Genomic DNA, 12,005 nt, shown 5'->3' with positions numbered 1-12,005 from the left:
CGATCTCATCTCGTCACCCGTGAAAACTCGTGCCTGCACAGCAGCTCGGCAGGACTGCCGAACCGCTCGCGGAAGAAGGAAAAACCTGCGTCGGTCGATTAGCTGAGCGAGCCTGCGGCCAGACGCAGCGAATCGCGTACCTGGGTGCCGGCGGGCTCGACGAACATCGAGGTGACCAACTCCTCGGAACGCATGGCCAACACCGACAGCAGGGTGTCACTGAGGCCATGACTGCCCTCGCAGCCACCCTGCAGGAAAATCTGCGCCTGGCAGTCCGCCCGCAGCGGCAGGCGGTACTGGCGGTCGACGGCATCGCCTTCGATGTAGCCGGCGAAGCCCGCCAGCAGAGTGCGGTGATAGTCGCGGCGATAGCCGGTGGCGAGGATCACCGCATCGAATCGCTCGCGATGCTGGTCGCCACCCAGGGTGTTGCGCAGGCTCAGCTCCACCCCCTTGTCGTCGGCGGCAACGGCCATGACCTCACGATGAGTGAGCAAGCGGTGAGGATGCTGACCGCGCACCTTCTGCTGGTAGAACAGGTGGTAGATCTTCTCGATCAGCTCCAGATCGACCACCGAATAGTTGGTGTTGCGGTACTCGCTGAGCATCTGTGCGCGCTGCGCGGGATCCTGGGCGAAGATACGATCGGTGAAGTCGGCGTTGAAAATCTCGTTGACGAATGGGCTATCGTCCGACGGCTTGAGACTGCCACCGCGCACCAGCAGGCTGGCCTCGACCTGCGGGAAGCGGCCTGCCAGGTCATGGAAGATTTCCGCGGCACTCTGCCCACCACCGATGACGGCGACGCGACGCGGGCGACTGCCGTCACCCAGCATGGCATCGAGTGCCCCAAGATAACGCGAGGAATGCACGATGCGCGGGTCCTTCACGTCAGCGAAAGCCGCTGGAATCTGTGCCACGCCACCGACGCCCAGCACCAGGTTGCGCGCCCGGCGACAGGTGTCCTGCCCGTCCGCACCGCGCGACATAACCTCGACGCCGGCACAGACACCAGCGCTGTAGAACGGCTCGATGCTGGTCACTTCCTCGCCGTAATGCACCTGCCCGGCAAACGCATCGGCAGCCCAGCCGAGGTAGTCGTTGAACTCCTCACGGCTCGGATAGAAGGTCTTCAGATTGATGAAGTCCTCCAGACGCCCACAGGCCTTGAGGTAGCTGATGAAAGTGAAACGGCTCGCCGGGTTGCGTAGCGTGGCGAGGTCCTTGAGGAAGGAGATCTGCATGCTCGAGCCGTCGATCAGCATGCCCTCATGCCAGCTGAAGGCGGGCTTGCGCTCGATGAAACAGACATTGGGCTCTCGCCCGCTGCGCTGGGCGAACTCTTCGGTGGCGATGGCCAGTGCCAGGTTAGAGGGCCCGAAGCCAACCCCGATATAGTCGTAAACGAGCCCCATAAATCCTCCCGATATCTGCGTGCTGAATGGGCGGTTCGCCAGCCGGAATGAACTGGAAAACATTCTCATTAACACTGACGAACGAAGGAGAGGAATGTTTAGGGCAATTGCCAGGGGAATGGGAAATCACTTAGACAAAAACGACTGCGCCCGCATGATGCGGGCGCAACGATGCCAATCAATGCTCAGGAATGGGCGGCGCCACCGATCTCCAACAGCGCGTTGCGACTGGCCCTGGCGCGATGCTCACCCTGCAATTCATGCAGTTGCCCGCCATCCATCTTCAGCAGACGGTCGGCTTGGTCGAAGTAGTGATCGTCGTGACTGATGGCGAATACGGTCTTGCCGGCGGCTTTCAACTGCGGCAACAGCTCGCGGTAGAAAACCTGGCGGAACAGCGGATCCTGGTCGGCGGCCCATTCGTCGAGGAGCAGGATGTCGCGCGCTTCGAGCAGTGCCAGCAGCAGGGCCAGGCGCTTGCGCTGACCGGCGGACAGACGTGTGTCACGCAGGCGCCCCGCCGCCACCTGCACCTTGTGGCGGATGTGCAAACTGCCCAACCAGTGATCGAGTTCTTCATCCGATGCCGCCACGCCGTGCGGGCCAAGCAGCTGCGAGAACAGGTGGTAGTCGGTGAACACAGATGCGAATAGCTGACGGTAGGCCGGCCACTCCTGCGGCCCGAGCCCCCGACCATCGATACGGATCTCACCGCGCTGCGGGATGTACAGGCCCGTCAGCAGACGCGCCAGAGTCGACTTGCCGCTGCCGTTGCCGCCGACCAGAAACACCGTTTCGCCGCGCTCAAGGCGCAGGCTGACCGGGCCCACGTCGAAGCCGGGCTCACCGTCCTGTGCCGGGTAGCGATACTCCACCTCATGCAGTTCCAGCACCCGCCACTGGCCACTCAAGGGGTCGGCCGGATGCTCGAACGCCTCCACATGCGGTGCCAGCGCCAGCGACTCGACCTTGTCCAACGCCACGCGCCCGGCTATCTGCGTCGGGATCGCCGCCACCGCCGAAACCAATGGAGTGCGCATGAACAGAATGGTCAGCGCATAGGTCGACGCCACCGCCGTGGACGCCCAACCCAGGCCGTTGGCCAGGTAGAACACCAGGCCGATGGTGCCCAGCACCATGATGTTGGCCCAGTTGCTGGCAAGGCCGTGGTAACGGTCGGCCAGGGTCACGTGATCGCGATAGGCGCGCGCGCTGAGGTCGAACTCGTCCTCGTAAAGGCGCTGTGCACGGTCGCGGTTGAGGGTCAGTTCCTTGCGTCCATCGATCACTGCCTGGTAGTCACCGTAGAGACGATCCTCGGACTCACGCAGCATGCGCAGGTGATGATTGAGCCGCCCGACCAGCAACCAGCCAACGCCGAGGGTGAAGCTCATCCACAAAAGCGTGGTAACGAACAGCCCCGGCGACAGCCAGGCCAGATAGGCAAATGCCGCCAGCGTCAGCACGCTTCCGTAGATCAGTTCGGGCAGATGCACGAAGGCCAGGGTGATGTTGCGGATGTCGCTGGACAGACTGGCGATGATATTGGAGCCACCGATGATCTCCAGGCGCTCGATACTCGTATCCAGCACCCGTTTCACCAGCGCCCTGCGCATGCGATAGACGAAACGATGTCCCAGCGCCGTCAGCGACAGCTGCGCGGCCGAGGCCAGCACCAACAGCAAGGCCAGCAAGGCGACGAACTGCCCCAGCGCTACTCCCGGACTGCTCGCCGGTGTGAGCATGCGCTGATTGATGAAGGCAATCACCGCCACGCTGAGCAATGCGCTGCCCAGGCTGAGCCCCAGCACCAGCGCGATGGACCAGCGATATTCGTGGAAAACCAAACGCAGCAGCTTCATTCAGAACCTCTTGGCCAAGGGGCAGTTGCGTGAACACTGCCCGTCGAGTCGAACACGGCAATGCCCTAGGGTATCGCGCAGTATCAGATTGATGAGCGCCGGCGACGCCCCCAGTTGAGTCGCCACCTCGCGCTGGGTAAAGCCATCGAGCTGACTGAGCTTGAACACCCGGCGCATGCGCGGGCTCAGCTCGGCCAGCGCATCGAGCAGCTGGCGCACGGCCTGCTGCCCGCCTACGGTCTGCTCTGGGGAAATTTCCGAAGGCTGAAGATCGGCCAGCTCGGCGGCGGCACCGTAGCGCTGCTCCAGTTGCAGGCGGCGCAGATGATCGATGGCCAGGTTGCGCACCAGTCGACTCAGATAACGCTCGGGAGCCTCCACGCGTGAGAGGTTGAGGCTGCCCTCCCACAATTTGAGAAAGGCATCCTGCAGGACATCCTCGGCTCGACTACGACACCCCAGTACCCGTGTCGCCAAATTGAGCAGCGAATGGCGCTGGGCCTGATAGGCAGCCAGTAGAGCCGTGCGATCAATGACCGTAGCAGCACGGTCATAGGCAGGGGCATTAGCAAAAGACGGTCGAAAACCTCTCCGGCCTGAGGCCGGCAATGACTGTTGAGAACATTCCATGTGGAGGTCACGCTCTTGGCAAGGAGCGCCAATCCTGAATGCAAACACTTCTCATTGCAATAATAGCGAGAGGCCATGGACTGATTGCATGAGACACCAGCCAGATATGTGCTCAATGCCTCCACACCAGTCGAAACAAACGCATCGACCAGTCCGTTTCGGGCGGCAGCATCGCCACCGCCCGGCAACATCTAGAAGTCGTAACGAGCCGCCACACCCAGGGTCATAGGCGCACCGACGTCGAGCAGGTCGTCACCCTGATTGTTGGTGATGTATTGCTCATCGAACAGATTTCGCACATAGCCACTGAGCGTCAGGTTACCCATGGGATATTCAGCATTCAGATTCACCAGTGCGACGCTGTCGTTGCGACGTACATTCGTAACCTCTCGCGCACCATTGATATCGAAATTCGAGATGCTGCGCCCTTGGTAAACGATGTCGCCGCCAATCATCAGCCCGCTATCGAAGGTGTAGTTGGCTCCCAGATTGGCCATTTTCTTCGGTGCATAGATGAACTCATACCCGCTTAGATCTACACCGTCGCGGATGAACGACTTGTACTTGGTATCGTTGTATGCAAAGCCGGCATTGACCAACAGTTGCGGTGTCAGCAGGTACTCGGCAGAAAACTCCATGCCGATCATGCGGCTGTCAGCCGCGTTGGTGACCTGGGTAGTCCCATCCGCAATGTTCAGGAACGATACCTGCTGATCCTTCCAGCTTGTGTGATAGAGGTTGAGGCTGGTGCGCAAACGGCGATCCAGCCAGTTACCGCGCCAGGCAAGCTCGTAAGTGCTGGTGAATTCAGGATCGTAAGCCTCGTGCCGAGCTCTGGCACGCACGTTGACACCACCACTGCGGTAACCGCGCTGCCAGGTCAAACCGACGACTTGGTTCTCGGTGAGATCATGGCTGATACCGATCTTCGGCAGTAACACACTGGAACTGATGCTTTCATCCGCAACGGGATCAGGCGCAGCGACTATGCGAACTGGATAGTCGATCTTGGTGTCGTTCTTCTCATGATCCCAGCGCAGGCCCGTAATCAACTGCCAGTCGTCGACGAACTCCCAATTGAGCTCGCCAAAAAGAGCATGGCTATTGATCTTGGTTTCACCCTTCTGGTTAAGCAAAACCGTGCCGTTGTTGACCAACTGATCGTCGATTTCGCCTTTCAAGCGCCCCAGGTAAGCCCCCATGACTCCACTGACTTTTTCAGAGCTGTAACCCAGCCGTAGCTCCTGGCTACCCAAGGTCTGCTCATGATGGCGAGGGGCGGTTTGAGTGAGCGTGGTAATGCGATCGAAGTCGAGAATGGAGTCGTACTTCGACCAGGTTCCCGACGTCACGCTGGTCAGAGTCCAGAAATCATCCAGACGGTAGTCCAGCTTGGCCGTTGCGGTGTTCTGAGCAAGCGTGTTGTAGGTTTCGGTGTTCTCGTAAACGCTGTAATAGTCTGGTTTGCCATTAACCGCGGCCACGGCATTGAGGCCACTGCGCTGCTTGGTGCGGGCAAAGGTCAACAGCAGATCCATGTCATCGGACGGCAGGATAAGGAACTTGCCGCGGATGTTGGACGAGCGCAGCTGGTTGGCGTCCATGTCCAGGAATTCATTTTCGATGTAGCCATCGGAGGTCTGATAGTCGACTGCCAGACGGCCAGCGACGAGGCCGTCGATCAGTGTGCCGTTGGCCATGGCAGAGGTACCACGCTCTCCGTACTTGCCAGCATTGCTGCTCACCGAAAACTCGGGATCGAAGGTCGGATCCTTGCTTTTCATGATGATGGCACCAGCCAGCGAGTTACGCCCCTGGGTGGTCGACTGGGCGCCACGGTAAACCTCCACCTGCTCCATATCCCAAAGCAGCATCGGATTGTGAGTAAGCAGGCGATTGACTTGCAGGGCGTCGTCGACATAGACCGAGACCGCGCCATTCATGGCAGCCGGGCCTTGATCATCGAAACCGCTAACCGGAATCCCGCGAATTCCCCAGTTCTCATTACCCGACTGAGCGTAGATACCTGGAGTGCGGTCCAAGACATTCTGGAGATCCTGATCGCCATGAGCTCGAATGTCTTCGCTGGTCACCACGGCAACACTGGACAGCGTCTTGTCCTGGCTGCGCTCGATCTTTTCTCCAGTAACCACCACTTCCTTCAACTCCAGCGCCTTCTTTGCACCGGGTTCTTCAGCTGCCATCGCGGCAGTCACAGTCATCAGACTGGACGCGACAGCCAATGCCAACGTGTTCTTCTTGAATATGATCATCGAGCCCTGGTTCTCATGGGTCTTATTTGGTTCCTGAAGGCCGCAACGACATGCTCCAACCTCCCCCAATCCCGACAAAGCGCCGGAATACAAATCGCTATCATTTCAACACAATTTGCATTCTTTACAAGAATGATTTGCTTTTATAGCCAAGCACAGCATTCTGCCCAGCCTCGCTCAACGATCTGGATGATCAACGGAATGGATTTGTTACTGCTACTGGCACGACGCTCCTGGCGCAGCCTGCTGATCGCGACTCTCACCGGCCTGGCCTGTGGCCTCGCGGCGGCCGGCCTGATCGCTAACATCAACCATTCCCTGGCCGACTTCAGCCACTTGCGCCCGTCCGATGGACTGCTGTTCGCCGGCCTGGTCGTTTTGGTGGTGGTTGCACGTATTCTCTCCGACATCAGCCTGCTACGCCTGGGGCAGACTGCGGTCAGCGACATGCGTCTGCATCTGAGCAGCAAGCTGATCGACACGCACTATCCACGCCTGCAACACCTGGGTAAGCATCGTCTGCTGGCGATGCTCACCGACGACACGCAGACCATCAGCCAGGCCGTCGAGCTGATGCCCACCCTGCTGGTCAACAGCGGCATCGTTCTAGCCTGCCTGGGCTACCTGGGCTGGCTCAGCTTGCCACTGCTGGGACTCACTGCAGTGCTGATCGTGCTCGGCGCGGCCAGCTTCCATTGGCCACAGCGCAAGGCACTGAGCTCGATCGGCAAGGCACGTGAACTGAAGGATCAGTTGTTCGACCAGTACCGCTTACTCACCGACGGCAGCAAGGAACTGCAACTCAACCACGCGCGACGCCTGCAGTTCTTCGAACGCCTGCTCTACCCTATCAGCCAGCAGTACCGCCGCGACTTCGTGCGCGGAATGAGCATCTACGCCCTGGTGCTCAACTGGGGCAATGGCATTTTCTACCTGCTGATCGGCACGGTGCTGTTCGTCGCCCCGCAGTTCATCGAGCTCAGCGCGACGCTGGTGACCGGCTACATCCTCACCCTGCTATACATGATTACGCCGCTGTCGGAACTGATGAACGCCCTGCCTGGCCTGGGCAGGGCCAGCGTCTCACTGCGCAAGATCGGCGTCCTCGAAGGGCAACTGGAAGTGGCCGACACGCCAGGCGCCGGCCTGGTGCCGGCACGTCATGTGCGCTCGCTGAGCTGTCGTGAGGTGCGCCATACCTACTACCGTGAAGGCGAGGATGGCCGCTTCACCCTCGGCCCGTTCGACCTCGACCTGCGGGCGGGCGAGGTGGTCTTCATCACTGGCGGCAATGGCAGCGGCAAGACCACCCTTGCCCTGCTGCTGACTGGGTTGTACCAGCCCGAAGGCGGCGACCTGCTGCTCGACGGCCAGGTGTCTTCAAGCACCCAGAACCAGCTCTACCGCCAGCACTTCTCGGCGATATTCACCGACTTCTGTCTATTCGAGCACATGCTCGACAGCGATGACCCGCAACTCATGCAGCAGGCCCGTGACTACCTGGCGCATCTGCAACTGGCGCACAAGGTCAATATCGATGGCGGCCGTTTGTCCACACTGGATCTCTCCACCGGTCAACGCAAGCGCCTGGCCCTTCTGGCTGCCTACCTCGACGACCGCCCCTGCTACCTGTTCGATGAATGGGCAGCGGATCAGGACCCGGTGTTCAAGCGCTTCTTCTACACCAAGATCCTTCCGGATCTGCGCCAGCGTGGAAAACTGGTGATCGTCATTTCGCACGACGATGCCTACTTCCAGCTCGCCGACCGGCTGATCAAGGTGGATCACGGAACTGTCTTAGAGGCGGACTCGGATAAAGCTGTTGAGACCAGTTAAATTCACTGCTGATAAATCAACCGCAAGTAACCTGCCTGCTCCGCCTCGGGCAGGCGATGCAGCTTCGGGCAGGACTCGCACAGCACCTGCGGCTGATCGGGTACCGGGGCATGCAACTGGTAATGCAGGCAGCAATGACGGCGCAGGGGAATACGCGCGCAGATCTCGGGCGCCGGTGAGTCGACCATCCATTGCAGACTTCTCGGTTTTATACGACCGTCGGCTACCACCGCCCGCTCCAGCCAGCGGTGGGCCTCGGCGAAACCTTCACGCTCCAGCTTGGCGTCAATGCGGGCGAAGGCGCCATCCCAGATGGCGGCAAAGTTGCCCCAGAGTACCTTCGGTGCCAATCCACCCCAGGCTGCAATGCTGGCGAACAATGGCTCCAAATGCTCATGCAGCAGGCGCGCCCAATAGTCATCGTGCTGCTCGGCAGCAAGCGAGAGTGGTAGCGTCGGCAACCACAACGCGCGTGGCTGGCCGGCGTCATGCAGCAACGCGACCTCATGCTCCCAGAAGGCAATGCCTCGCTCGCGCGTCAATACAGCTGCCAGCATGGCCGGCAACATCAAGCTGAGGTAATTCATCGACCATTGAGAGGCGACTGGAGGGCGCTTGATACCAGGATAGAGTTCGGCAAAGCGTTCGAGCATGGGATGCAACACGCTCGTTTCAGCCAAATCAGGCAACGCGACCGACGCCAGCCCCTGGCGCTCTACCTGTATCACACGCTGGATGGGTGGCCATGCTAGGCACAGCCAGTCCGGAAATTCGATGGCTGGCCTCCACCGCTGCGGGTCAAAAATGATGAGAACGATTAGCGTTGATGGTATAGGCGCCCCTCTATAAACTCAACGCGTTTCACGCCGGGCAACTCGAGGCCACATGCAGACATTACGTGATTTCTGGTTGCTCGCCCGGCCGTTCTGGTCATCTGCGGAAAAACGCCCTGCCTTCCTGCTGCTGTTCGGCACGATCCTGATGAACCTGTGCCTGGTCGGGGTCAACCTGCTGTACAACTTCTGGAACCTGCACTTCTACAACGCCCTGCAGGCACTCGACTACGACGCCTTCCTGATCGGCGGCGTACAGTTCCTCTTCCTGCAACTGGGCCTGGCCACGTTCACGGTGGCTGCCTTCCACTTCCAGCAGAAGCTAACCCTGCGTTGGCGCCGCTGGGCCACCGAGAACACCTTGCAGCAGTGGCTGCAGCGCCATCGCTACCTCAAGCTGCAGCTCGGGGTGCCGGAGACCGACAACCCCGACCAGCGCATCGCCGATGACATCAACCTGCTCATTACCCTGTCGCTGAAGCTCAGCCTGGGCCTGATGACAGCTCTGGTTTCGTTGTTCTCCTTCTTGCACATCCTCTGGCAGGCCTCGAGCCTGGTGAAAATCCCCTTCGCCGGCGAGATATTGATAATTCCCGGCCTGTTGGTATGGGCCGCCCTGCTCTACTCAATCCTCGGCACCGGCGGCGCCTTCTGGCTAGGGCGCACGTTGCCGCGCCTGAACTTCATCCAGCAACGCCGCGAAGCGGACTTTCGCTTCGCCATGATGCGCCTGCGCGAAAATGCCGAGGCCGTGGCCCAGTATCGGGGCGAAAGCGAAGAGCATGCCCGTTTCAGCCAGCGCCTGAGCGCAGCGCTGGAGAACTTCTGGGCCCTGGTGAAGCAACAAAAAATCGTGCTCGGTTACTCCACCTTCTACATGCGCAGCGCCATGATCATCCCCATGTTCATCATGGCCCCGCAATTCTTCGCTGGCGCCTTTCCTCTTGGCCGCCTGACGCAGCTCAGCGCGGCGTTTGGCGAGGTGCATGAAGCCATGGCCTATCTGGTCAAGGTGTTCCCCGAGGTGGCCGAGTGGAAAGCGGTAGTCGATCGCCTGATCGGTTTCCAGCGACGCCTGGATCAGGTTGCTGACGAACGCGGCGTCCGCCTTGAGCACGACAGCGAAGGCTTCGAAGCTACCGGGCTGTCGCTCTGGCTGCCGGATGGCCAGACGCTGCTCACTGACTTCGACCTGCGCCTGCAGCCCGGAGATAGCCTGCTGATCCGAGCACCGTCTGGCTTCGGCAAGTCGACTCTGATCCGAGCGCTAACCGGTATATGGAGCCATGCCAGCGGCGTGGCACGCTACGACCTGGGCAACACCCTTACCTTGGCGCAGAAACCCTATCTGCCCCTTGGCACCCTGCGCGATATGCTCTGGTATCCCTCAGCGCCACACCCGCAAGACGATCCGCGACTGCTGGAGGTGATGCAACAATGCGAACTCGATCACCTGAGCGCACGGTTGGATGACGAGCTCGACTGGTCACAGACGCTGAGCATCGGTGAACAACAGCGCTGCGCCTTCGTACGCGCACTGCTGTTACGCCCTCGGATACTGTTCCTCGATGAAAGCAGTTCGGCACTGGATGAAAAAAGCGAAAGGCGCTGCTACACACAACTGCGCCATGCCTTACCGGACGCCATCGTCATCAGCGTCGGCCATCGTGCCTCGCTGGAAGCCCTGCACACTCGCACTCTGGATCTGCTACCCGCGCAACGCTCGGACCAGGAATTGGAATACGCCTGAACCGGCCAAACGCATCCGGCTAACAGACAGGAGGCCATCAACACAAAACCGGCTGCAAGAGCCGGCTTTGTGGTTACTGAGTCGATGGCGTCCCCTGCTGGAATCGAACCAGCATCTAGCCCTTAGGAGGGGCTTATTCTATCCGTTGAACTAAGGGGACACGGCCGTATTGGCAACGGCCGGGCCGCATCTTAGCGGCGGCGCACGCATTTGTCATGTCGCCACCGCTCACTTCCTAGCGCTGCCAACCCTGAGAGACGACCTTGCTGGCCGTTGTCGCACGCACCGACTGCAGACCACCGCGCAAGCGCTCCAGGGCCATACGGTCGGCAATCGCGGTGGTGGTCTCACCCTCGCGCTCGGCACGCTGGAAGATCTCCGTCAGAGTCGGGCCAATGCCTTCGATATGCGCCTTGAGTTCAGCCGCACTGCCGCCGGTGCGCTCGTAGCAGACATCGATGATGCCGCCGGCATTGATCGCGTAGTCTGGTGCATACAGGCACTCACGGCGACGCAGCAGCTCGGCCAGGCTGGCGTCGGCCAACTGGTTGTTGGCCGCACCGGCGATGATCGGCGCACGCAGGGCTTCCAGCGTTTGCAGGTTGATGATCGCGCCTAGCGCGCAGGGGGCGAACACGTCCACATCGAGGCGATAGATCTCGTGCTGGCCAACCGCGGTAGCGCCCAGCTGGCTGACTGCGCGCTGCACGTTGGCCTCGACGATATCCGTCACCCACAGTTGCGCACCGGCCTCCTTGAGCAGTTTGGCCAGACCGAAGCCGACCTGACCGACACCCTGGATGGCCACACGCACGCCGGACAGGTTCTGACGTCCCAGGCGATGCGCCACCGCTGCCTGAATGCCGATAAATACGCCGTAGGCGGTCGAGGGCGACGGATCTCCGTCACGGTTGCCACCACCGAAAGCTTCGCGCTGCCCGGCGCCGGACACGTGGCGGGTGCGCTCGGCCATGATGCGCATCTCGGCCACGCCGGTACCGGAGTCCGCCGCCGTGATGTATCGGCCGCCCAGGCTGTCGACGAAATCGCCCATGGCCTGGAACAGCGCCTCGCTCTTGCCGGTGTGCGGGTCGCCGATGATCACCGCCTTGCCGCCACCGAGCGGCAAGCGGGCCAGCGCCGATTTGTAGGTCATACCGCGCGACAGGCGCAGCACATCGCGCAGCGCCTCCTCGTCCGTCGCGTAGTTCCACATGCGGCAGCCACCCAGTGCAGGGCCGAGGGTGCTGTCGTGAATGGCGATGATGGCTTTCAGGCCGCTGGCATTGTCGTGGCCGTAGACCACCTGTTCGTGGTGGTCGAAGTCGACGTGAGTGAAGACGGACATCGGGTTACCTCGGATGTAAAAGGCTGCCCCTCTCCCGCGTGGGAGAGGGTGGCAAAGG

General features: G+C 60.7%; 8 protein-coding genes and 1 tRNA gene. 2 read left to right on the top strand and 7 right to left on the bottom strand.

Annotation, left to right across the window (positions count from 1 at the left end; translation table 11 throughout):
• Positions 1–98 precede the first annotated feature (98 nt).
• The 4 genes from EL191_RS09080 to EL191_RS09065 form a co-directional block, all read right to left on the bottom strand.
• Positions 99–1,415: a lysine N(6)-hydroxylase/L-ornithine N(5)-oxygenase family protein gene (locus EL191_RS09080; RefSeq protein WP_041978274.1), complete on the bottom strand. Its 1,317-nt coding sequence runs from the start codon at positions 1,413–1,415 to the stop codon at positions 99–101.
• Between the two features lie 185 nt (positions 1,416–1,600).
• Positions 1,601–3,277 (bottom strand): multidrug ABC transporter permease/ATP-binding protein, encoded by a 1,677-nt coding sequence (locus EL191_RS09075; RefSeq protein WP_041978271.1) that lies wholly within the window; start codon positions 3,275–3,277, stop codon positions 1,601–1,603.
• Positions 3,278–3,754, bottom strand: a complete 477-nt coding sequence (locus tag EL191_RS09070) for a sigma-70 family RNA polymerase sigma factor (protein ID WP_232005518.1) — start codon at positions 3,752–3,754, stop codon at positions 3,278–3,280. It abuts the gene before it with no gap.
• A gap of 344 nt (positions 3,755–4,098) precedes the next feature.
• Positions 4,099–6,180: a TonB-dependent receptor gene (locus EL191_RS09065; protein ID WP_041978266.1), complete on the bottom strand. Its 2,082-nt coding sequence runs from the start codon at positions 6,178–6,180 to the stop codon at positions 4,099–4,101.
• Between the two features lie 201 nt (positions 6,181–6,381).
• Here EL191_RS09065 and EL191_RS09060 point away from each other — a divergent pair, with 201 nt between their 5' ends.
• Complete coding sequence (locus EL191_RS09060; RefSeq protein WP_041978264.1) at positions 6,382–8,016, top strand: cyclic peptide export ABC transporter; 1,635 nt, start codon at positions 6,382–6,384, stop codon at positions 8,014–8,016.
• Positions 8,017–8,018: 2 nt separating this feature from the next.
• On the opposite strand, the gene fhuF is transcribed toward EL191_RS09060, so the two are convergent.
• Positions 8,019–8,669, bottom strand: coding sequence for a siderophore-iron reductase FhuF (fhuF, locus tag EL191_RS09055; protein ID WP_041978261.1), 651 nt, complete (start codon positions 8,667–8,669; stop codon positions 8,019–8,021).
• 232 nt (positions 8,670–8,901) lie between these two features.
• On the opposite strand from fhuF, the gene EL191_RS09050 reads away from it, so the two are divergent.
• Entirely contained in the window at positions 8,902–10,599 is a 1,698-nt protein-coding gene (locus EL191_RS09050; protein WP_041978259.1) for an ABC transporter ATP-binding protein/permease, read from the top strand.
• Between the two features lie 85 nt (positions 10,600–10,684).
• On the opposite strand, the gene EL191_RS09045 is transcribed toward EL191_RS09050, so the two are convergent.
• Positions 10,685–10,759, bottom strand: a tRNA-Arg gene (locus tag EL191_RS09045).
• 75 nt (positions 10,760–10,834) lie between these two features.
• A complete protein-coding gene (locus EL191_RS09040; RefSeq protein ID WP_041978257.1) occupies positions 10,835–11,947 on the bottom strand; it encodes a Leu/Phe/Val dehydrogenase in 1,113 nt (370 codons plus the stop codon).
• Between the last annotated feature and the right edge of the window lie 58 nt (positions 11,948–12,005).

Source organism: Pseudomonas mendocina (genome assembly GCF_900636545.1).
In the GTDB taxonomy this organism is placed as follows: domain Bacteria; phylum Pseudomonadota; class Gammaproteobacteria; order Pseudomonadales; family Pseudomonadaceae; genus Aquipseudomonas; species Aquipseudomonas mendocina.
This window is presented reverse-complemented; position numbering and strand designations above follow the sequence as displayed.